This window comes from Nonomuraea dietziae (genome assembly GCF_014195505.1).
Lineage (GTDB): Bacteria > Actinomycetota > Actinomycetes > Streptosporangiales > Streptosporangiaceae > Nonomuraea > Nonomuraea roseola.
The window spans coordinates 4,799,327-4,818,881 of record NZ_JACIBV010000001.1; the positions used below are offsets into that span (position 1 = coordinate 4,799,327).

The window sequence follows — 19,555 nt, forward strand, 5'->3', positions numbered from 1 at the left end:
TCAGGAGAGCAAGTCGGGCGGCCCCAAGCGGGAGAGTCAGCCGCGCCAGGTGAGCGCCAGGTGAGCGCCAGGCGAGCGGCCGAGAGGGAGCCGCAGCGGGCGGCAGAAGAGGGGGCCGCAGCGAGGGCCGCAGTGGGCGGCAGGAAGAGGGCCGCAGTGGGCGGCCGGGAGGGGCGTGGTGGGCGGCGGAGAGGGGCCGCGGTGGGCGGCTGCCGTACGAGACGCTCCCCTGCCCCCCGAACACCGCCGGCAAGCCACGATCGCCGGTGCGCTGAGCGCACCGGCGATCTGATGGCCTAGAGGTCGGTCTCCCTGAGGGATGCTGCTGAAGAGGGAACGGGAGACAGACCCGTCCTACGGGACGGCGGCAGCCTCCGTCTCAGCGCGCGAACGCCTCACTCCCCGAGGTTCGGCGAGGCTGAGAGGAGCCTCCTGCCGCCTAAACGCTCGTGCCGCGACGGAGACCCGCCACGATGCCGACGCCGACAACGGCCAGGACGACCTGCATCACCAGTTCGATCCAGTCGATGCCAGGCGTCGTCTGTACGCCCAGGACCTGGGCGAGAGCGGTGCCGATCAGTGCCGCCACGATGCCGACCACGATGGTCAGGATCCAGCCGATGGCCTGCCTGCCGGGAAGCAGAAGACGACCGATCGCGCCGATGACGGCACCGATGACGATGGCGCCGAGGATGGATGCGATTGTCATGAGAACCTCCCCGTGAGAGTGAGCTTTTCACTTCTCACGGGAGTCGATTACCCCTCTACACCGTGATTATCGCGTCCATGCCGAAGACGCAGGTCAGCGTGTACCCCTGCTCATCTGGGCCCGCGCGAGGATGAACACTCCTATGACCGCGAAGAGGATCTGCAGGCCGTGCTGGATCCAGTTGATGCCCCGCGTCTCGCTCACGCCGAGCAGGTAGGCCACGAAGGTGCCGAGCAGCGCGCCTACGACGCCCACCACCCAGGTCATGGCGATCGACATGTCCTGCTTGCCGGGCACGATGAGCCTCGCGATCGCGCCGATGATGATGCCGAAGACGATCGCGGAAATGATCGCACCGATCATGTCAGTCTCCCCCCGTGACGATGACATGTCAGAACTGGACATACCCGGCATCGTCGCAGCTTACGCATGCCAAAGGCGACGGTCCGTACCGCGCCAGTGACGGACCGTCGCCCTCGGTGGCATGGCGGGCTAGACATCACCCGCCGGGATTACCCCTCGTTAGAAAGACGCGCCAGAGCCCGTATCGGTTGTCCTGGCGACGACGAGCGCGGTGGCGAACGCCGCGATGCCCTCGCCCCGCCCGGTCAGGCCGAGGCCGTCGGTGGTGGTGGCGCTGACGCTCACGGACGCGCCCACGGCAGCGCTCAGCGCCTTCTCCGCCTCGGTACGGCGGGGCGCCAGCTTGGGTCTGTTGCCGACCACCTGGATGGCCACGTTGCCGATCTCGAAGCCGGCGGCGCGCACCACGCGGGCGCTCTCCTCCAGCAGCGCGACGCCGGTGGCGCCTGCCCAGCGTGGATCGGACGTGCCGAACAGGCCGCCCAGGTCGCCGAGGCCCGCTGCGGACAGCAGCGCGTCACAGGCGGCATGAGCGGCGGCGTCGCCGTCGGAGTGGCCCTCGAGCCCTGTCTCGCCCGGCCAGTGGAGGCCGGCCAGATGGAGCTCACGGCCAGACGCGAACGGGTGGACGTCGACTCCGACGCCCACCCGTGGCAGATTCGTGTTCAGGAGTTGAGAACCTCGTCGAGCAGGGCCTCAGCCTTGTCCTCGTTGGTCTTCTCCGCGAGAGCCAGCTCGCTCACCAGTATCTGACGGGCCTTGGCGAGCATGCGCTTCTCGCCCGCCGACAGGCCGCGCTCGCGGTCACGACGCCAGAGGTCCCGAACGACTTCGGCGACCTTGTTGACATCACCCGACGCGAGCTTTTCAAGATTTGCCTTGTAACGCCGCGACCAGTTGGTCGGCTCCTCGGTGTGGGGCATGCGCAGAACGTCGAAAACGCGCTCAAGGCCTTCCTGGCCAACGACATCGCGCACGCCGACAAGTTCCGCGTTCTCCGCAGGCACCTGGACGGTAAGGTCGCCCTTGTCGACCTTGAGAACCAGGTAGGTCTTTTCCACACCCTTGATGGTCCGGGTCGTGATTTCTTCGATCCGTGCAGCCCCGTGGTGGGGGTAGACGACAGTGTCGCCGACCTGGAAAGTCATGTGACAAGTACCCCTTCCGCTGTACTCCAGGGTACCACGCGTTCACAGCCTCCCGGAACAGTGAAATCACCATAACTGCAGGTCAAAGGCGCATATTACCACTTGACAACCGTTCAACTCTGTGAATCACAGAGTCTGACATACCGAATGACCTGCGGGGGCGCGGATATGACCATGAAGGCGGATGGATAAGGTAGGCGCTGCCCCAACTCGCACGCGCGCCATAAGGAGAACCCGCCCGTGACCAGCCGTCGCTGGATTATCGCCGCCGCTGCGTTCCTTGCCGCACCGGTACTGGCCGGCTGCGCCGCCGGATTCGACGCCAACACCAACCAGCCCTATGCCCCGAACGAGGCCGCCGCACTCATCCAGGACGGCTCCTACGGCACGCGCGGCATCAAGATCCCCCAGGCGTTCGTGCTCGGCCCCGACTCGGGCGCCAAGCTCGCTCAGGGCGGCTCGGCCCCGGTCTACCTCCACGTCGTCAACACCAACGGCGCGGCCGACCAGCTCGTGGGCGTCGTGGCCGAGGGGCTCGGCAACGTGAAGCTCGCCGCCCCGATCGCGCTGCCGAGCAACCAGGGCGTGAACACCGGCAAGCCCACGCCCCAGATCATGATCGAGGGCCTCACCAAGCCTCTGAGCGGCGGCGAGAGCGTCAAGCTCGACCTGCAGTTCGCCAACGCGGGCGTGGTTCCCGTCACGGTGCCCGTGATCACTCGCAGCCGCGAGTACATGGCCTACCCCATGGCCCCTGGCGCCACCCCCGCTCCCCCCAAGCCGACGCCGTCCGCGACGGCCGCCGCCGAGTCGGGTCACTGACGCCGCTTTCCGTCCGGAGGGGCGCTTTCCGTGTCCTCCCCGTACGGCGTGCCCGATCGGCGCCTCCGTCCCCGCAGGGTGCCCGTCCGGCGCGGGCGGGCCCCGGGCGGGACTCCGGGTCCCCGCGTCACGGCGAGACGTCACAGGGCCCCTCAGGCCCCCGGAACAGCGAAACCCCGCCTGCCGTACAGCAGGCGGGGTTTTCGGTGTGGCGTCAGTCCTCGACGGGGTCGAACTTGTAGCCCAGGCCACGCACGGTCAGGATGCAGCGGGGGTTGGAAGGATCGGCCTCGACCTTGGCGCGCAGCCGCTTGACGTGCACGTCGAGCGTCTTGGTGTCGCCCACGTAGTCGGCGCCCCAGACCCTGTCGATGAGCTGGCCACGGGTCAGCACCCTGCCCGCGTTGCGCAGCAGCACCTCGAGGAGCTCGAACTCCTTCAGCGGCAGCTGCACCTGCTCGCCGCGCACGGCCACGATGTGCCTGTCCACGTCCATCCTGACGGGCCCGGCCGCCAGCACCGCCGACTCCAGTTCCTCCACCGTGTCCCCCTGCCGCCGCAGCACCGCGCGGATGCGGGCGACGAGCTCCCTGGAGGAGAACGGCTTGGTGACGTAGTCGTCGGCGCCCAGCTCGAGGCCGACCACCTTGTCGATCTCGCTGTCCTTGGCGGTCAGCATGATGACGGGCACCTTGGAGCGCTGCCGCAGCGAGCGGCAGACCTCGGTGCCGGGCAGCCCCGGAAGCATCAGGTCGAGAAGCACCAGGTCGGCGCCGTTGCGGTCGAAGGTTTCGAGCGCCTCGGGGCCGGTCGTCGCGACCGAGACCTCGAACCCCTCCTTGCGCAACATGTAGGACAGGGCGTCGGAGAACGACTCCTCGTCCTCCACGACGAGAACGCGGGTCACAATCCCTCCTTAGTCGGGTTCGCGACCCGAAGCGTGAGCTGGTTGGTGTTGGCTTCGCGCCGCTCAGCCATTGGCGGCCTCCAGGGAGCGTTGGACGGGTACGGCGGAGCCGCCGAACGCCGGCAGGCGCAGCGTGAAGGTGGAGCCCGAACCCTCCTTGCTCCACACGCTCACCTCGCCCGCGTGCGCCACGGCGACGTGCTTGACGATGGCGAGGCCGAGGCCGGTGCCACCGGTCGCGCGGGACCTGGCCGCGTCGACCCTGAAGAACCTCTCGAAGATGCGCTCCAGCGACTCCTCGGGGATGCCGATGCCCTGGTCGCTCACGCTGATCTCGACCGAGTCGCCCGCGGGCCTGGCGCTGACCACGACCCTGGTGTGCTCCGGGCTGTAGGCGATGGCGTTGTCGATGAGGTTGCGCAGCGCGGTGACGAGCAGTTCGTCGTCGCCCCAGATGCGCAGCCCCTCGGTGCCGCCCGCGACCAGCGTGATGTCCTTGGCGAGGGCCTTGGTGTTGCAGTGGTCGATCGCGTCGTGGACCGCCTCGTCGATCGGGACCTGCCCAGGCGTCGGGATGGGCTCGGCGCCCTGGATCCTCGACAGCGTGATGAGGTCCTGCACCAGGTAGGTGAGCCTCGCCGCCTCGTGCTGCATCCTGCCCGCGAAGCGGGTGACCGCCTCGGGGTCGTCGGCCGCGTCCTGGATCGTCTCGGCGAGCAGGCTGAGCGCGCCCACCGGGGTCTTGAGCTCGTGGCTGACGTTGGCGACGAAGTCGCGGCGGACGGCCTCGACCCTGCGTCGCTCGGTCTGGTCCTCCGCGAGCACGAGCACCTGGCCGTGGGAGCCGAGGGGCGCCACGCGCACCGCGAAGTTCGTGACCTCCTGGCCGAACTTGTGTCCGGCGACGTCGATCTCGCTCTCACGGATCTCGCCGTCGCGCCGTACCTGCCTGGCCAGCGCGAGGAGCTCGGCGGCCATCATCCGGTCACCCTTCACTAAACCGAAGGCCCTCGCGGCCGAGCTGGCGCGCAGGACGCGGTCGTGAGCGTCCAGCACCACCGCGGAGGAGGGCAGTACGGCCAGAACGGAGGCCACGCCCTGCGGAAGAGCGCCGGTCTCCGCGTCATCTGCTGCGTCGGCCTTGCCCGGAATCTCGATCTGGTTCCGGTAGAACAGGACAGCGACAGCCCCGACGACGAATCCGGCCAAGGCCGCAAAGCTCATGGCCATCTCACCCATGCGCATCCTTCCTGAGTCCTACGACTCGATGGTAGGCGGCCTTTTCGGGCTTACAGACCCCTCACCAGGGCATGAACGGGGCCTTTCCCGGAAAGTTCATCTCTCGGTCGGGGTTCGTTCATCGCGTGACACGTACGGTGACGGCATGCGTGACGCCTACCACGAAGAACTCGATTCGCTGACTGACAAGCTGGTGGAAATGACCAGGCTTGTCCGCTCGGCCATCTCGAGGGCCACCACCGCCCTCCTCGACGCCGACCTGCCGCTGGCCGAGAGCGTCATCTCGCACGACGAGGAGATCGACCGGATCTTCGCGGACATCGAGGCCTCCATCTACGAACTGATGGCAAGGCAGCAGCCCGTCGCCATCGACCTGCGCATGGTCATCACCGCGCTGCGCATGGGCACCGACCTGGAGCGCATGGGCGACCTGGCCGAGCACGTGGCCAAGGTGGCCCGGCTGCGCCACCCCGACTCGGCGATCCCGCCGGAGATCCGCTCCACGATCGTGCAGATGGGCCAGATCGCCGAGAGCCTCATCACGAAGGCGGGCTCCTGCGTGGCCAGCCGCGACGTGGAGGCGGCGATGGAGCTCGAGCATGACGACGACGCGATGGACAGGCTGCACAGGCGGCTGTTCAAGGAGATCCTGCACAAGGACTGGAAGCACGGCGTGGAGCCGGCGATCGACATCACGCTGATCGGCCGCTACTACGAGCGCTACGCCGACCACGCCGTCCGAGTCGCCCGCGACGTCGTCTACCTGGTCACCGGATCCCGTCCGTCCTGAGGCCGTCCGGCGGCCACCGCCGGCTCACCGTGCGCTGTCGAGGAAGGTCAGCACGGCGAGGACCCTGCGGTGGCCGCCGTCGGAGGGCGGCAGGCCGAGCTTGGAGAAGATGTTGCCGACGTGCTTGTGCACGGCGTTGTCGGTGACGAACAGCCGCTTGCCGATCTCGGTGTTGCCGAGGCCCTGCGCCATCAGCGCGAGCACCTCGCGCTCACGGTTGGTGAGCGCGTCGACGGCGTTCCCGCCTGCCATGAGCTGGGCGATGACCTCGGGGTCCATGACGGTCCCTCCGTCGGCGACCCTGCGCAGGTCGTCGACGAACTCGCCGACCCTGCTCACCCTGTCCTTGAGCAGGTAGCCGACGCCGCCGGAGCCGTCGGAGAGCAGTTCGCGCGCGTAGACCTTCTCGACGTACTGCGACAGGACCAGCACGGGCAGGCCCCTGTGCGCCTGCCTGATCGCCAGCGCCGCCCTGATGCCCTCGTCGCGGAAGGTGGGCGGCAGACGGACGTCGGCGATCACGGCGTCGGGCCTGTGGCGCTCCACGGCCTCCATGAGCCCTTCCGCGTCGGTGACGATGGCGGCCACGTCGATGCCCTTGGTGCCGAGCAGGAGTTCGAGCCCTGCCGAGAGCAGGACGTTGTCCTCGGCGATCACGACGCGCATGGCAGCCCCACGGTGATCGCGGTGGGCCCGCCGAGCGGGCTGGAGACGAGCACGGTGCCGTCGAGCGCGGCGGCCCTGCGCCGGATGCCGACCAGGCCGGTGCCGCGGCTCTCGTCGGCCCCGCCGATGCCGTCGTCGGTGACCTCGACGATCAGCCTGCCGTCGTGCCTGCTCATCCGCACCGTCGCCCGGGTCGCTCCGCTGTGCTTGGCGGCGTTGGTGAGCGTCTCGGCCACGATGAAGTAGGCGGCCGCCTCGACGGCGGCCGGCAGCCTGCCCAGCTCGCCCAGGTCGAGCTCGGCGGGGACGGCCGAGCCTGCGGCGAGCGAGGCCAGAGCGCCTTCGAGCCCCCTGTCGGCCAGGATCGGCGGATACATCGTGCGGATCACGTCGCGCAGCTCGGTCATGGCCACCTCCGTCCCCTCGTGCGCCTCCCGCAGCAGCCTGGCGAGCGTGCCCGAGTCGTCGTCGGGAAGCGCCTCCCTCGCCACGCCCAGCCGCATCGCGATGGCGACGAGCCTGGCCTGGGTGCCGTCGTGCAGGTCGCGTTCGATACGGCGCAGCTCGGCGCCGTGGGCGTCGAGCACGCCCGCGCGGCTCTCGGTCAGCTCACCGACGCGTTCGGCGAGCTGGTCCTCGGCCGAGGGCTCCAGCGCGGCCAGGGACACGCGCGCCTCCCACCGCGCCAGGCTCGGCATCGCCCACCAGGCGAGCGCTCCGCCGAGGGCCACCTGCACGGCACCCAGACCGAGCGCGGTGCCCCATTCCGTCACGGGGACCCCCAGCAGGACCGTCATCGGTTCGTCCACGGGGAAGAGCCACCACGACGTGGCCGCGACGAGGCCGCCAACCGGGAAGCTGACGCAGCAGAGCGCCCCCAAGCCCGCGGCCAGGCCGATCACGATGTGCTGGAGGACCCAGCGCAGGTCGCGCCTGTTCTCCCTGTCGTCGAGCAGCTGACGCCACTGCGCGCGAACGCCCTTGGCCAGGGTCGCGTTCCGGGGGGTGATGGTGACGCCCAGCAGTGCGGCCGCCCTGCGGCGCTGCCACTCGGCCCACAGCCGCAGGCTCGCCACCATCCGGGGGAACACCACCAGCCCGACGCCGCCCAGCCCGGTGGAGAGCGCGCCGACCGCGAGGAGCGGCACGACGAGCATCGCCGCGAGCGCCGTCGGCAGGCCGATCAGGAGATATCGGCCACCGCGCCACACTTGGTCCCAACGTTCACGCATGCCATCCAGTCTGCTGTAACGCGCGAACTGCTCGCACTACAGCAGACTCCACCTTCCGGCCGTACGGCCCGTCAGCGGCCCTGGTTGGCGACGGCCTCGATGGCCGCCTTCGCCGCCGCGGGGTCGAGGTACTCGCCGCCGCGCACGAGCGGGTGGAAGTCGGCGTCGAGCTCGTAGCGCAGCGGGATGCCCGTGGGGATGTTCAGCCCGGCGATGTCCTCGTCGGAGATTCCGTCGAGGTGCTTGACCAGGGCGCGCAGCGAGTTGCCGTGCGCGACGACCAGCACCGTGCGGCCCGCGACGAGGTCAGGCACGATCGAGTCGTACCAGTAGGGCAGCATGCGGTCGACGACGTCCTTGAGGCACTCGGTCCTCGGCATCAGCTCCGACGGCAGCGTCGCGTAGCGGACGTCGCCCGCCTGGGAGTACTCGTCGTCGTCGTCGAGGGGCGGCGGCGGCACGTCGTAGGAGCGGCGCCAGAGCATGAACTGCTCCTCGCCGAACTCCTCGCGCGTCTGGGCCTTGTTCTTGCCCTGCAGCGCGCCGTAGTGGCGCTCGTTCAGCCGCCACGAGCGGACGACCGGCAGCCAGGCCAGGTCGGCCGCGTCGAGCGCCAGGTTGGCGGTGCGGATCGCGCGGGTCAGCAGGCTGGTGTGGACCACGTCAGGCCTGATGCCGGCCTCGACCAGCAGTTCGCCACCCCTGCGGGCCTCCTCCTCACCCTTGGGTGACAGGGGGGCGTCCACCCATCCGGTGAACAGGCCCTTGACATTCCATTCGCTCTCGCCGTGCCGTACGAGCACCAAAGTCGCCATGCGGACAAGCCTAGCGAGCAGGCTTGCGTGCCACACCACACAGGAAATACGGGGGCGAATCCCTGAACGGGACGTGGTCGGGGTCCTCGGGGCGCCACTCGGGCAGGTTGACCATCCCCGGCTCCACCAGCTCGAGGCCGTCGAACAGGGCGATGATCTCCGCGGAGCCGCGTGCGGTGAACGGCGCGGAAGCCTCCTGGTAGACGCGCTCGACGCCGGGCGCGATCTCGGGCCTGATGTCCTTGCAGGCGTGGGAGAGCGCCATGAAGCTGCCGGGCGCCATCGCGGAGGAGAGCGTCGCCATGATGGGCGTGGGGTCGTCCTGGACGAAGTGGACGATCGCCACCATCAGGACGGCGACCGGCCTGGAGAGGTCGAGGTGCTCGCCGGCGTCGGCGAGCAGGCGCTCGGGCTCGCGCAGGTCGCCGTCGATGATCCGGACGTGGGGGCTGTCCTGGAGCAGGGCGCGGGCGTGCGCGAGAACCTGCGGGTCGTTGTCGACATAGACGACCTTCGCCCCCTCGCCCGCCAGCTGGTGCACATTCTCCTGCGTCGGCAGGCCGGTGCCGATGTCGAGAAACTGGGTGATGCCCTGCTCCCTGAGAAAACGGACCGCCCGCCCGAGAAAGGCGCGATTCTCCCTCACCATGAAGGGGACGTGCGGAACGATCTCCAGCACTTTCTCCGCCGCCGCGCGATCGGCGGGGAAGTTGTCCTTGCCGCCGAGGTAATAGTCATACATTCGCGCGACATTAGGGATACTGGGATCAAAGCTCACGAATCGCGATCGTACGCCAACGAAGGCATGCCGATCATCTGATTCGGCAACCGATTCGTCGGGTTACGAGGGCGACCGGTCCGGGTCGGCGAAGCGGGCGAAGGCCCGAAGATTGGCCAGCGACTCCCCTCGCTTGGCCCGCCACTCCCACTCGCGCCTGATCGAGGAGGCGAAGCCGAGCTCCAGCGCCCTGTCGAACCACTCGTCCGCGTAGGTGAGCACGCAGCCGAGCAGCCTGTCGAGCTCCTCCTCGCTGATCGCCGCGAGCGGGACCCTGCCGACGAGGTAGACGTCGCCGACGGGGTCGACGGCGAAGTGCACGCCGTACATGCCGCCGTTCTTGCCCAGCAGCCACTTGTAGAACTCGGCGTGGTTCTCGTCGGGCTGACGGCAGAAGAACGCCTCCACGTGCAGCGCCTGGTCGCCGACGATGAGCCAGGTCATCGTGGCCAGCTTGCGCTGGCCCGGCAGCTTCACCAGGAACGCGCCAGGACGCGGCTCCTCGAAGGAGACCTCGGCGGACTTGAGCGCGGCTTCCAGCACATCCCTCATACGGCAAGCCTAGACATGTCGCGCAGATGTGACACGGCGCCGCCGTAGACGTCCATCAGCCTGGCGGCCGTGGCCGACCAGCCGAACGCGTTGGCGTGCGCCCGCGCGCCCTCGGACAGCTCGTCGCGCCACCGCGGCTCGGTGACGAACCTGCGCAGGACCCGCGCCCACGTGTCGGGGTCGTGCCCGTCCACGAGCACCCCCGAGACGCCGTCGTTCACGGCGGTGCGCAGCCCGCCCACCGAGGCCGCGGCCACGGGGGTGCCGCACGCCTGCGACTCGAGCGCGACCAGGCCGAAGGACTCGCTGTAGGACGGCACGACCGTCACGTCGGCCGCGCGGTACCAGTCGGCGAGCTCGTGCTGCGGAGCGGGAGGCACCAGCCGTACGACGTCGGAGATGCCGAGCTCGGCGGCCATCTCGGTGAGGATCGAGGGGCGGGCGAGGCCGTTGCCCGAGGGACCGCCGACGGCGGCGACCACGAGACGGCCGCGCAGCGAGGGATCCTCGACCAGCATCCTGGCGGCGGCGCGCAGCAGCACGTCCGGGGCCTTGAGCGGCTGGATCCTGCCCACGAACAGCAGCACGTGGGCCTCCTGCGGCAGGCCGAGCCTGTGCCGGGCGGCGCCCTGCGAGGCCGGCTGGAAGACGGTGAGGTTGACGCCGGGGTTGACCACGGCCACCTGGTCGGCGGGCGCGCCGTACAGGTCGACGAGCTCGCCGGCCTCGGCCTCGGTGTTGGCCACGAGGCGGTCGGCGATCTCCACGACCTGCTCCTCGCCGAGCACCCGCGCCTGGGGCTCCGGCTTGTCGTCCTCGGCCAGCAGCAGGTTCTTGACCTTGGCCATGGTGTGCATGGTGTGCACGAGCGGCACGCCCCAGCGCTCCTTGGCCAGCCAGCCCACCTGGCCGGAGAGCCAGTAGTGGGAGTGGATGAGGTCGTAGTGGCCGGCCTCGTACATCGCCTCGGTGCGCAGCACGCCGGAGAGGAACGCGCACAGCTGCCCCGGCAGCTCGCGGCGGTCGAGCTCCTCATAGGGACCGGCGGTGATGTGCCTGACCAGCACGCCTGGGGCCAGCTCCGCCACGGGGGGCAGGTCGCGGGCCGTCTGCCTGGTGAAGATCTCCACTTCGACGCCGAGTTGGGCCAGTCGTTTGGCGGTTTCCACGATGTACACGTTCATACCGCCGGCGTCGCCGGTCCCCGGCTGGTCCAGCGGAGACGTGTGCATGCTCACCGTCGCGACCCTGTTGACGCGTCGCCTCACCAGACATCACCTCCAAAAGGGCTATAACTAGCCAGAACTTTCCGACATTCCCACGGAAAGATCAGCGTTTCGTGCCCTGGCAGGATGGGGGTCATGAAGAAGACGGCAGTGGTGTCAGGCGCGAGCAGCGGAATCGGAGAGGCCACCGCGCGGCGGCTGGCCGCCGAGGGCTACGAGGTCGTGGCGGGGGCCAGGCGCAGGGACAGGCTCGACAAGCTGGCCGCCGAGGTGGACGGCATCACGCCCGTGACGCTCGACGTCACCTCCCAGGAGTCGGTGGACGAGCTGGCCGCCTCCCTGTCCCGCTGCGACGTGCTGGTCAACAACGCCGGAGGCGCCATCGGGCTGGAGTCCGTGGCGGAGGGCCGCGTCGAGGACTGGCAGCGGATGTACGACACCAACGTGCTCGGCTCGCTGCGCGTGACGCAGGCGCTGCTGCCCAAGCTGGTCGCCTCGGGCGACGGCGTGCTGCTGATGCTGACCTCGGTCGCCGGCCTCGTCTCCTACGAGGGAGGCGGCGGCTACTGCGCGGCCAAGCACGCGCAGACCTCGATGGTCGAGACGCTCAGGCTGGAGCTGGTCGGCCAGCCGGTGCGGATCATCGAGATCGCGCCCGGAATGGTGCACACCGAGGAGTTCGCGCTCACCCGCTTCCGCGGCGACGCCGACGCGGCCTCACGCATCTACGAGGGCGTGCCGGGACCGCTGACGGCCGACGACGTGGCCGACGCGATCACCTGGAGCGTCACCAGGCCCGCGCACTTCAACGTCGACCGCATGGTCATCAGGCCGCGCGCCCAGGCCGCGCAGCACAAGGTGCACCGCGTCAGTGGCTAAACCCGTCGGCAGCGTCACGAGGGGCACGACCGGCGTCAACAGGCTGCGCAGGGCCGACCGGTGGCTGACCGCCGTCCACGGCAGGCTGCTGCGGGCGGCCGAGCGGCCCCTCGTGGTCGACCTGGGGTACGGCGCGTCCCACACCACCACGCTGGAGCTGTTCACCCGGGTGCGTGCGGTGGCGCCCGACGCGGAGGTCGTCGGGATCGAGATCGACCCCGCGCGGGTGGCGCTGGCCAGGCCGTACGAGAGGGAGGGGCTGTCCTTCGTCCTCGGCGGCTTCGAGCTGCCCGTCTCGCGCCCGCCGACCGTCGTCAGGGCCTTCAACGTGCTCAGGCAGTACGGCGAGGCCGAGGCGTGGGGCTACTGGGACCTCCTGCGCGGCAGGCTCGCGCCCGGCGGTGTCCTGGTGGAGGGGACCTGCTCGGAGACCGGGCACAGGGCGGTGTGGGTCTGCCTCGACGCGTCGGGGCCGAGGACGCTGACGTTCTCGGCGAGGTTCAACGCCTTCGAGCGGCCGTCGGACCTGGCCGACCGGCTGCCGAAGACGCTCATCCACCGCAACGTGCCTGGCGAGCCGATCCACGCCTTCCTCCGCGACTTCGACAGGGCGTGGGCCTTCGCCGCCCCCTATGGAGCGCACGGCCTGAGGCAGCGCTGGCTGGCGGCCGTCGAGACCCTCGTGGAGGGCTGGCCGGTGTACCGCGCGGCGCCGCTGGGCGGAACGCGGCGCTGGCGGCTGGGCGAGCTGACCCTGCCGTGGGCGGCCGTGGCGCCGATCTCGTAATCTGCCCCCTATGTTGCGTTTTGTCCTGAACCCTGAGCTGACCGAGGACCTCTTCGACGACGTGCTGGACTGCTGGGTCGATGTGACCAACGCGGGAGGCGCGGTCGGATGGGTGCCGCCTGTGACAGCGGACGACATCAGGCAGGTCGCCACCGCGACCTTCGCCCGCTGCGGGCAGAAGGGCCCCGACAGCCTGCTGGTCGGCCTGGACGGCGAAGGACGGGTGGCCGCCTGGGCCGTCCTGGTCGCCAACGCCAACCCCTTGATGGCGCACTGGCGCACCGTGATGCGCGTGATGGTGCACCCCAAGCACCAGGGCAAGGGCTACGGCGCGGACCTCATGCGAGCCGTGGCCGACGCGGGCCTGCGGCTCGGGCTCGAGGCGCTCAAGCTGACCTGCAGGGGCGGGCTCGGCCTTGAGTCCTTCTACGCCGGGTGCGGCTACCAGGAGATCGGCCGCCAGCCACTGGCGATCAGGGTCGCGCCCGGCGACGACCGCGACGAGATCGCCATGGTGACATTTCTGGAGCAAAGGGCGTGATGTCGCTCTCATCTGCCTCCCAGATCCCAGCTCGACAGCCTGTAGTACTACGCTGATGAGTGTGAAGGGTCTTGGCGAGCTCGAACGCAGCATCATGGACATCCTCTGGGCGCAGAACACCCCGTTGACGGCCCGTGAGGTCGGCAGGCTCATCGAGGAAAGAGACCTGGCGCCCACCACCGTCATGACCGTTCTCGACCGTCTCACCCGCAAGGGCTTCCTCGACAGGACCCGTGACGGCAGGGCCTGGCGCTACCAGCCGGCCGAGAGCCGCGACAACTATGTCGCTGAGCTTATGCTTGAAGCCTTGGACATGACGGGCGACCGCTCGGCCGCCCTGACCCGCTTCGCCCAGGCCGTGTCAGGGCCGGAGGCGGAGATCCTGCTCAGAGCTCTGTCGGAGCTGGAGGAAGAGTGATCACGGCGGCGGCGTTGTCAGCGCTCGCCGCGGCGTGCGCTCTTGGCGCCTGGCGCTTCACCACCGCGCGCTGGACCTCACGCGCGCCGCGCCTCGCCATCGCGCTGTGGCAGTCGCTCGGCGTCACGTGGGGTCTGGCCAGCATCGGAGCCCTGCTCGCCTACGCCGTCACGCCGTACGACAGGGGCGTGATCCACGGGCTGGCCGCCTTCGCGAGGGGAAGGAAGCCCGACGCGACCTGGGACCTCTGGCACGCGCTCGCGATGATCGCGGGCCTGACCCTGCTGGCCGTGCTCGTGGCGGTCCTGGTGACCGCCGGCGTGCAGACCCTGCGCGCCCGCCGCCGCCACCGCCTGGTGCTCTCGCTGATCGCCCGCGAGGAGCCCGGCATCCCCGGCGTGCGGGTGCTCGACCACCCGGGCGCCGCCGCCTACTGCGTGCCTGGCCTGCGCTCGCACGTCGTGGTCAGCTCGGGCACGCTCGCGCTCCTGTCGCACGACGAGCTGACCGCGGTGCTCGCCCACGAGTCGGCCCACGTCCGCGAGCGCCACGACCTGGTGCTGCTGCCCTTCGGGGCGCTGCGCAGGGCGCTGCCGTGGTCGAAGGTCGTCAGGGACGCCCAGGCGCAGGTCGAGCTGCTGGTCGAGATGGCCGCCGACGACCGCGCCCGCCGCTACTGCTCCCCACGCCGCCTGGCCACCGCCCTGCTCCGCTTCGGTACGGCGGGAGCCGTCCCGACCCCGAGCGGCATGCTCGGCGTCGCCCAGTCTCAGGTCATGGCGAGGGTCGACAGGCTGATCAAGCCGCGCCCCGAGCTGTCGCGCTCGACGCGCTACGGGCTGGTCGCGCTGAGTGTGACGTTGACCACGTCTGCCCCGTTCCTGTGGGCGCTGCCCTTCTGACCTCACAGTTCGCCGCTTGCAGGTGCTAGCTGTCCGTTTGCAATTGCAAGCACGGCGAGGCAGACTACAGGTATGGCACTACCCAAGGTCGGCTCGATCGGCGAGTACATCCGCGAGCAGCGGCAGCAGGCGAAGATCTCGCTGCGGCAGCTCGCGGCCGCGGCAGGGGTCTCCAACCCCTACCTCAGCCAGATCGAGCGCGGCCTTCGCAAGCCGAGCGCCGAGATCCTGAACCAGATCGCCAAGGGTCTGCACATCTCGTCTCAGGCGCTCTATGTCCAAGCAGGCCCTGATCGAGGATCGCGAGCCGCCGAGCGACGTGATCACCGCGATCAGGAGCGACAGCCTCATCACCGAGCGGCAACGCCAGGTGCTGATCGATATCTACGAGTCGTTCCGCAAGGAGAACAGCGCCGAGGACGAGCAGACCTCCCAGAATGCTCATCCCCGGCACGGCTCCGACACGGACGACGAGCCGCCGCTGCCAGAGGAATTTCTCGCCGCTCTTGAGCCCTTCGCGGCGACCTCGAACAACGGCATCGTCACCCAGGAAACCAAGGAAGGTTAACCCATGACGCTGGCCACCGAGGTCAAGAAGCTCACCGAGTCCAAGCCGTTCTACGCCGTCGCGGGCGCGGGCGACTTCGCCGTGGAGAAGCTCCGCGAGTTGCCCGAGCAGCTGCAGAAGCTGCAGTCGCGGCGCACCGACATCACCAAGGACCTGCCGGTCAAGGCGCGCGAGGTCCGCACCAAGGCCGAGGAGCTCGCCCGCGAGTTCCCCGAGAAGGCCCGCGTGTACGCCGACCAGCTCGGCAGCAAGGCCACCGAGTTCTACGAGGAGTTCGCCACCCGCGGCCGCAAGGTCGTCAGCAAGGTGAGCGGCGAGGCCGCGCTGGAGCTGGAGGAGGTCTCCGAGGCGGCCGAGCCGGCCGTGGCCACCCCGGTGAAGAAGACCACCCGCGCTCCCAGGGCCACCACGAAGGCCTGACCAGGAAGCATCGAGGACCCTCGCCCGCAGTGCGGGCGGGGGTCCTCCGCACATCGGCGGCCGTTCAACCCGGCGAAGCGGCCCACGCCGAGCGGCTTGAGCGCGGACAAGCCGCCCTGGCCCGGACAGGCCGCCCTGGCCCGGAGAAGCGACCCTGGCCCGGAGAGCGACCCAAGCCCGGACAAGCCGCCCAGGCCCCGGAAGCGGCTCCGGCTCGGGAAGCGGCCAAAGGCGGAGATCCAGCTCCTCGGGCGCCGTGACGGCGGGGACCGAAGTCCTGCTGGGCGGCGCGCCCTCACTGGAGGGAAGCGGAGACTCGGGGAGGTCTCGAGCTTTGCTTGCCGTAGAGGATTATGGAGCAGTTAGGGTGGGGGGCGACATTGCGGTACTGGGCGGAGCGAACATGATCTCCTTTGGACTTGACCTCATTTTCGCGATCCTCGCGATCATCGCGTTCGGCATGACCGTGTGGGCCCTCGTCCACGCGATCCGCACCCCTGCCAACGCGTTCGTCGCCGCGGGCAAGCTGCAGAAGAAGTGGTGGCTCCTGATCCTCGGCCTCGGCACGCTGTTCTCGTTCGCCACGGCGTGGGGCTATTTCGGCGCGAGCGGTCTGGCGCGGCTCAACATTTTCGCGATCGCCTCGGTCATCGCGGCGGGCGTCTACCTGGCCGATGTCAAGCCGGCTGTCACCGGAATGGGCAAGGGTGGCAATAACGGTCCTTACGGGCCCTGGTGACATAGGAAACCATCTGTTAACGCTTCCGGAACAATGCTACGTTCGCGGGAGCGCTCCCACCCTGCGCGCATCATCCGGTGTGTGGAGGACAGATGCCAGATCAGCCCACCCTCGCACAGGTCGCCGCCGAAGCCGGAGTCTCCCCGGCGACCGCCTCCCGCGTCCTGACCGGGTCAGTCAGGGTCACGACCTCGACGCGTCGTCAAGTGCACGACGCGATGTCCCGCCTTGGTTACGTACGGCGGCGCGCGCCGCACGGCGTCTCCTCGCGCAGGACCGACCGCTTCCTCGCCGCCGTCGTGTGCGAGCCCGCGCCACGCCTGTTCGGTGAGCCCTTCTACGCCAGGCTGCTGTCGGCCTTCGAGGAGGCGCTGGCCGAGCACGGTGTCCCCCTCATGGTCATGACGGCCGCGCACGCCGTGCCCCCTCTGGTGGCCAAGGGGATCGACGGCGTGCTCCTGGTCGGGGCGCGCGACGGGCATCCGCTCGCGGTCACGCTGGCCGCCTCGGGCATCCCCGTGCGCTGCGTCGGGCGCCCGCCCGACGGGCTGGCCCTGCCGTACGTGGATCTCGACAACCGCGACGGCGGACGCCAGGCCGCCGAGCACCTGCTGCTGTCGGGCAGGAAGGCGATGGCGGTGATCGCGGGACCGCCCGCGATGCCCGGCGCCCGCGCCCGGGTCGAAGGCTTCCTCACCACGCTGACCAGCGCGGGCATGACCAACGTGCCCGTCGCCTACGGGGACTTCAGTCACCTGTCGGGCGCGCAGGCGATGCGGTGGCTGTTACGCCGCTTACCCCACCTGGACGCGGTGTTCGCCGCCTCGGACGTCATGGCGGTGGCCGCGCTCCAGGTCCTCCACCGAGCGGGACGCCGGGTACCCCACGACGTCGCGCTCGTCGGTTTCGACGACGCGCCGGTCGCCAGGCACGTCAATCCTCCGCTGACGACGGTGAGGCAGCCGGTGGAGGAGCTCGCCGTCGTCGCCGCCCGCCTCCTGCTGAACGGCCAGCGGCACAACCCCGTCCTCCCCACCGAGCTGGTGGTCCGTGAATCCGCGTGAGGGCGAGCTGCTCGCCAGGCGGTACGAGCTGCAGGAACGCATCGCCACCGGCGGGATGAGCGTGGTGTGGCGAGCCTTCGACAGGTCGTTGCACCGCACCGTGGCCATCAAGCTGCTGGCCGGGCCGTTCTCCTGCGACAGGGAGATCATCAGGCGCGAGGCGAGGGCGGCGGCGCGGCTGGTCCACCCCGACGTGATCGAGGTCTACGACTACGGCGAGACCGTCACCCCCGGCGGACGGCTGGCCGCCTACGTCGTGATGCGCCTGCTCGACGGGCCCTCCCTCGCCGACAGGATCGCCTCGGGCCCGCTGCCGTGGCCCGAGGCGGTGACGGTGGCAGGCCGGCTGGCAGGGGTGCTGTCCGCCGCGCACGCCCAGGGCATCGTGCACTGCGACGTGACCCCTGCCAACGTGCTGCTGACCTCCGACGGCGCCAAGCTCCTCGACTTCGGGATCGCGGCTCCGGCCGGGTCGTCGTACGAGGAGCTGTCGGGGACCCCGCCCTACGTGGCGCCCGAGCGGCTGGCGGGCGCGCCCGCCGACCCCGCCGTGGACGTGTACGCGCTTGGGGTGGTGCTCTTCGAGATGCTCACGGGGCGGCTGCCGTACCCGGAGACGACGTGGGAGGACGTGGCGGCGGCCCGCCACCACGGTCCCGCGCCGGTGCCCCAGGGCGCTCCCGAGGTGGTGGCCGGGCTGTGCCGTGCCTGTCTCTCGCCCGACCCCGCCAGGCGTCCGACCTCGCGTGAGGCCGCCGCCGTCCTCCGCTCCGCCTGTGCGCGGGAGGGCACGCACCCCGCCCCCTCGTCCGTCGCAGGGGCGCCGAAGAGGGCGCGGAGGGTTCACGGGTGGTCCGCGCGGGCGACGGTGACGGCGGGGGCGCTGCTGCTGTCCGGCGCCGCGCTCACGGTCGCCACCGGGTACGGGCTGCCCGACGCCATGCCGTGGATGGCCCTTCCGCTCCCGATCTCCACCGCCGAACCCGCGCTCCCCGCGTCGCCGAAGGGGAGCCCTCCGGCCACGCCCGCGAACGCTTCCTCGGCGACCCCCTCGCCCCGCCCGGGAAGCGGCCTCGAGAGCAGCCCCGTGTCCGATCCGATCGGCACGGAGAAGAACCCGCCGGTCGAGCCCCCTACGTCCGGCCCTGGCCGCGATGGCAGGACGCGTGAATCCGCCGATCCCGTGGGACGAGAGGCCGCGGCGGCCCCTCGTCCCACGGTCGAGGAGGCCGTGGCCGAGTTCAACGACGCGCTGGACAGGGGGCTGGCAGGCGCGTCGATCCGGTACGACGTGGCGCTCGACCTCCGCCAGGTTCTGACCAATCTGGCCCGTTCCGGCTCAGGCGACCTGGAGCAGGTGCGCGTCAAGCTGCACGACCGCCGGCGCGAAGGGGTGCTGGCCACCGACCTGCTCAGGGTTCTCGACCGCCACCTCGGCGCCGTCGAGAACGCCCTCCGCGCCCGCTAGCTAGCCCGGTCGCGCCGCGCGGCGGACGGGCATCCAGGTGGGTGTGGGGCCTGTCGTCAGGAAGTCGGAGATCAGCCTGACGCACAGCTCCGGCTTCTCGTGGAGGAGCAGATGGGAGGTGCCAGGGACGACGGCCAGCTGCGCGTCGCGCAGGCCCCTGTACAACGCCAGCGTGTGCTCCAGGGTCACGATGTCGTCGTCGGCGGCCATGACCAGCGTGGGGCAGGTGACGGCGTCCAGATCGGCGCTCGCCAGCCCCTGCTCCTCGCTCACCGACCTGGCGACCTGCCGTCGAGTGAGGCGGTTCCAGCTCTCTCGCCTCAGGCACGGCCGGCCTCCTTCATGGGGGGCGACAGTACCCCGAGGGGCGAACGAAGGCGTGAGCGGCGGCCGGGCGGCCCCGTCACCGCTGAAAGTTTCATCCGCGCGGGTCGGGGGCGGCGGGGTGTAGCCGCAGCATGGGTGCCGGATGGGAGCAGGCACCGGCGTGAGCGCCCCGACCGCTCGTTGACATCACTGGAG

The 19,555-nt window shown here is 70.1% G+C and carries 25 protein-coding genes and 1 pseudogene; 13 read left to right on the forward strand and 13 right to left on the reverse strand.

The annotated features are described in order from the left end of the window. Positions 1-439: 439 nt before the first annotated feature. The 4 genes from FHR33_RS22670 to FHR33_RS22685 all read right to left on the reverse strand — a co-directional run bounded on the left by FHR33_RS22670 (position 440) and on the right by FHR33_RS22685 (position 2,220). Positions 440-709: a GlsB/YeaQ/YmgE family stress response membrane protein gene (locus FHR33_RS22670; RefSeq protein WP_183651161.1), complete on the reverse strand. Its 270-nt coding sequence runs from the start codon at positions 707-709 to the stop codon at positions 440-442. 93 nt (positions 710-802) lie between these two features. Beyond that, on the reverse strand, positions 803-1,072 hold the full coding sequence (locus FHR33_RS22675) for a GlsB/YeaQ/YmgE family stress response membrane protein (protein WP_183651164.1): 270 nt from the start codon (positions 1,070-1,072) through the stop codon (positions 803-805). Between the two features lie 159 nt (positions 1,073-1,231). Then, entirely contained in the window at positions 1,232-1,720 is a 489-nt protein-coding gene (gene ispF / locus FHR33_RS22680; protein WP_183651167.1) for a 2-C-methyl-D-erythritol 2,4-cyclodiphosphate synthase, read from the reverse strand. Between the two features lie 17 nt (positions 1,721-1,737). Then, a complete protein-coding gene (locus tag FHR33_RS22685) occupies positions 1,738-2,220 on the reverse strand; it encodes a CarD family transcriptional regulator (protein WP_181615762.1) in 483 nt (160 codons plus the stop codon). A 240-nt stretch (positions 2,221-2,460) separates the two neighbouring features. On the opposite strand from FHR33_RS22685, the gene FHR33_RS22690 reads away from it, so the two are divergent. Then, positions 2,461-3,042: a copper chaperone PCu(A)C domain-containing protein gene (locus tag FHR33_RS22690; protein WP_183651170.1), complete on the forward strand. Its 582-nt coding sequence runs from the start codon at positions 2,461-2,463 to the stop codon at positions 3,040-3,042. A 214-nt stretch (positions 3,043-3,256) separates the two neighbouring features. Here FHR33_RS22690 and FHR33_RS22695 read toward each other — a convergent pair whose 3' ends face one another. Then, a complete protein-coding gene (locus tag FHR33_RS22695; protein WP_183651173.1) occupies positions 3,257-3,949 on the reverse strand; it encodes a response regulator in 693 nt (230 codons plus the stop codon). Positions 3,950-4,012: 63 nt separating this feature from the next. Beyond that, positions 4,013-5,179 carry an ATP-binding protein gene (locus FHR33_RS22700; protein ID WP_183660240.1) on the reverse strand — a complete coding sequence of 389 codons (1,167 nt, stop codon included), beginning with the start codon at positions 5,177-5,179 and terminating at the stop codon, positions 4,013-4,015. Between the two features lie 154 nt (positions 5,180-5,333). On the opposite strand from FHR33_RS22700, the gene phoU reads away from it, so the two are divergent. Beyond that, positions 5,334-5,978, forward strand: coding sequence for a phosphate signaling complex protein PhoU (gene phoU, locus FHR33_RS22705; RefSeq protein ID WP_183651176.1), 645 nt, complete (start codon positions 5,334-5,336; stop codon positions 5,976-5,978). Between the two features lie 24 nt (positions 5,979-6,002). Here phoU and FHR33_RS22710 read toward each other — a convergent pair whose 3' ends face one another. The 6 genes from FHR33_RS22710 to mshA all read right to left on the reverse strand — a co-directional run bounded on the left by FHR33_RS22710 (position 6,003) and on the right by mshA (position 11,289). After that, on the reverse strand, positions 6,003-6,644 hold the full coding sequence (locus FHR33_RS22710) for a response regulator transcription factor (protein ID WP_183651179.1): 642 nt from the start codon (positions 6,642-6,644) through the stop codon (positions 6,003-6,005). Then, complete coding sequence (locus tag FHR33_RS22715; RefSeq protein ID WP_183651182.1) at positions 6,632-7,876, reverse strand: sensor histidine kinase; 1,245 nt, start codon at positions 7,874-7,876, stop codon at positions 6,632-6,634. The genes FHR33_RS22710 and FHR33_RS22715 overlap by 13 nt, the downstream gene beginning before the upstream one ends. A gap of 71 nt (positions 7,877-7,947) precedes the next feature. Next, positions 7,948-8,691, reverse strand: coding sequence for a phosphoglyceromutase (locus FHR33_RS22720; protein WP_183651185.1), 744 nt, complete (start codon positions 8,689-8,691; stop codon positions 7,948-7,950). Between the two features lie 10 nt (positions 8,692-8,701). Beyond that, positions 8,702-9,433 (reverse strand): SAM-dependent methyltransferase, encoded by a 732-nt coding sequence (locus FHR33_RS22725; RefSeq protein WP_183651188.1) that lies wholly within the window; start codon positions 9,431-9,433, stop codon positions 8,702-8,704. A gap of 99 nt (positions 9,434-9,532) precedes the next feature. After that, positions 9,533-10,021 (reverse strand): type III secretion system chaperone family protein, encoded by a 489-nt coding sequence (locus tag FHR33_RS22730; RefSeq protein WP_183651191.1) that lies wholly within the window; start codon positions 10,019-10,021, stop codon positions 9,533-9,535. After that, positions 10,018-11,289, reverse strand: coding sequence for a D-inositol-3-phosphate glycosyltransferase (gene mshA, locus FHR33_RS22735; RefSeq protein WP_183651194.1), 1,272 nt, complete (start codon positions 11,287-11,289; stop codon positions 10,018-10,020). Before mshA ends, FHR33_RS22730 begins: the two co-directional genes overlap by 4 nt. A gap of 93 nt (positions 11,290-11,382) precedes the next feature. On the opposite strand from mshA, the gene FHR33_RS22740 reads away from it, so the two are divergent. The 11 genes and pseudogenes from FHR33_RS22740 (at position 11,383) to FHR33_RS49185 (ending at position 19,033) form a co-directional block, all read left to right on the forward strand. Then, positions 11,383-12,126: an SDR family NAD(P)-dependent oxidoreductase gene (locus FHR33_RS22740; protein WP_183651197.1), complete on the forward strand. Its 744-nt coding sequence runs from the start codon at positions 11,383-11,385 to the stop codon at positions 12,124-12,126. Beyond that, the gene (locus FHR33_RS22745) at positions 12,119-12,913 is read left to right on the forward strand and encodes a class I SAM-dependent methyltransferase (protein WP_183651199.1); all 795 of its coding nucleotides are present in this window, start codon (positions 12,119-12,121) and stop codon (positions 12,911-12,913) included. The genes FHR33_RS22740 and FHR33_RS22745 overlap by 8 nt, the downstream gene beginning before the upstream one ends. Before the next feature lie 10 nt (positions 12,914-12,923). After that, positions 12,924-13,454 (forward strand): GNAT family N-acetyltransferase, encoded by a 531-nt coding sequence (locus tag FHR33_RS22750; protein WP_183651201.1) that lies wholly within the window; start codon positions 12,924-12,926, stop codon positions 13,452-13,454. A 61-nt stretch (positions 13,455-13,515) separates the two neighbouring features. Then, the gene (locus FHR33_RS22755; RefSeq protein ID WP_312895672.1) at positions 13,516-13,872 is read left to right on the forward strand and encodes a BlaI/MecI/CopY family transcriptional regulator; all 357 of its coding nucleotides are present in this window, start codon (positions 13,516-13,518) and stop codon (positions 13,870-13,872) included. Continuing rightward, positions 13,869-14,774: a M56 family metallopeptidase gene (locus tag FHR33_RS22760; protein ID WP_183651205.1), complete on the forward strand. Its 906-nt coding sequence runs from the start codon at positions 13,869-13,871 to the stop codon at positions 14,772-14,774. The genes FHR33_RS22755 and FHR33_RS22760 overlap by 4 nt, the downstream gene beginning before the upstream one ends. A 72-nt stretch (positions 14,775-14,846) precedes the next feature. After that, positions 14,847-14,999: pseudogene (locus FHR33_RS50465) on the forward strand (helix-turn-helix domain-containing protein); the annotation flags it as partial. 49 nt (positions 15,000-15,048) lie between these two features. After that, positions 15,049-15,342: a hypothetical protein gene (locus tag FHR33_RS50470; RefSeq protein WP_246453669.1), complete on the forward strand. Its 294-nt coding sequence runs from the start codon at positions 15,049-15,051 to the stop codon at positions 15,340-15,342. 3 nt (positions 15,343-15,345) lie between these two features. Continuing rightward, a complete protein-coding gene (locus FHR33_RS22770) occupies positions 15,346-15,762 on the forward strand; it encodes a hypothetical protein (protein ID WP_183651207.1) in 417 nt (138 codons plus the stop codon). Positions 15,763-16,129: 367 nt separating this feature from the next. Next, complete coding sequence (locus tag FHR33_RS22775) at positions 16,130-16,501, forward strand: DUF2516 family protein (protein ID WP_312895673.1); 372 nt, start codon at positions 16,130-16,132, stop codon at positions 16,499-16,501. Between the two features lie 92 nt (positions 16,502-16,593). Next, positions 16,594-17,565, forward strand: coding sequence for a LacI family DNA-binding transcriptional regulator (locus tag FHR33_RS22780; protein ID WP_183651210.1), 972 nt, complete (start codon positions 16,594-16,596; stop codon positions 17,563-17,565). After that, complete coding sequence (locus FHR33_RS49185; protein ID WP_221241203.1) at positions 17,552-19,033, forward strand: serine/threonine-protein kinase; 1,482 nt, start codon at positions 17,552-17,554, stop codon at positions 19,031-19,033. The genes FHR33_RS22780 and FHR33_RS49185 overlap by 14 nt, the downstream gene beginning before the upstream one ends. Here the strand turns inward: FHR33_RS49185 and FHR33_RS53335 are convergent, their stop codons facing one another. After that, positions 19,034-19,516 carry an alpha/beta fold hydrolase gene (locus FHR33_RS53335; RefSeq protein ID WP_344839223.1) on the reverse strand — a complete coding sequence of 161 codons (483 nt, stop codon included), beginning with the start codon at positions 19,514-19,516 and terminating at the stop codon, positions 19,034-19,036. Between the last annotated feature and the right edge of the window lie 39 nt (positions 19,517-19,555).

What these genes read in the sequence shown, in the direction of transcription:
- phoU (WP_183651176.1), top strand. Translation starts at nt 5,334, where the DNA reads ATGCGTGACGCCTACCACGAAGAACTCGATTCGCTGACTGACAAGCTG.
- FHR33_RS22770 (WP_183651207.1), top strand. Translation starts at nt 15,346, where the DNA reads ATGACGCTGGCCACCGAGGTCAAGAAGCTCACCGAGTCCAAGCCGTTC.
- FHR33_RS50470 (WP_246453669.1), top strand. Translation starts at nt 15,049, where the DNA reads ATGTCCAAGCAGGCCCTGATCGAGGATCGCGAGCCGCCGAGCGACGTG.
- FHR33_RS22750 (WP_183651201.1), top strand. Translation starts at nt 12,924, where the DNA reads ATGTTGCGTTTTGTCCTGAACCCTGAGCTGACCGAGGACCTCTTCGAC.
- FHR33_RS22740 (WP_183651197.1), top strand. Translation starts at nt 11,383, where the DNA reads ATGAAGAAGACGGCAGTGGTGTCAGGCGCGAGCAGCGGAATCGGAGAG.
- FHR33_RS22700 (WP_183660240.1), bottom strand. Translation starts at nt 5,179, where the DNA reads ATGGCCATGAGCTTTGCGGCCTTGGCCGGATTCGTCGTCGGGGCTGTC.
- FHR33_RS22720 (WP_183651185.1), bottom strand. Translation starts at nt 8,691, where the DNA reads ATGGCGACTTTGGTGCTCGTACGGCACGGCGAGAGCGAATGGAATGTC.
- FHR33_RS22675 (WP_183651164.1), bottom strand. Translation starts at nt 1,072, where the DNA reads ATGATCGGTGCGATCATTTCCGCGATCGTCTTCGGCATCATCATCGGC.
- FHR33_RS22670 (WP_183651161.1), bottom strand. Translation starts at nt 709, where the DNA reads ATGACAATCGCATCCATCCTCGGCGCCATCGTCATCGGTGCCGTCATC.
- FHR33_RS22725 (WP_183651188.1), bottom strand. Translation starts at nt 9,433, where the DNA reads ATGTATGACTATTACCTCGGCGGCAAGGACAACTTCCCCGCCGATCGC.
- FHR33_RS22730 (WP_183651191.1), bottom strand. Translation starts at nt 10,021, where the DNA reads ATGAGGGATGTGCTGGAAGCCGCGCTCAAGTCCGCCGAGGTCTCCTTC.
- FHR33_RS22780 (WP_183651210.1), top strand. Translation starts at nt 16,594, where the DNA reads ATGCCAGATCAGCCCACCCTCGCACAGGTCGCCGCCGAAGCCGGAGTC.
- FHR33_RS22685 (WP_181615762.1), bottom strand. Translation starts at nt 2,220, where the DNA reads ATGACTTTCCAGGTCGGCGACACTGTCGTCTACCCCCACCACGGGGCT.
- FHR33_RS22710 (WP_183651179.1), bottom strand. Translation starts at nt 6,644, where the DNA reads ATGCGCGTCGTGATCGCCGAGGACAACGTCCTGCTCTCGGCAGGGCTC.
- FHR33_RS22715 (WP_183651182.1), bottom strand. Translation starts at nt 7,876, where the DNA reads ATGCGTGAACGTTGGGACCAAGTGTGGCGCGGTGGCCGATATCTCCTG.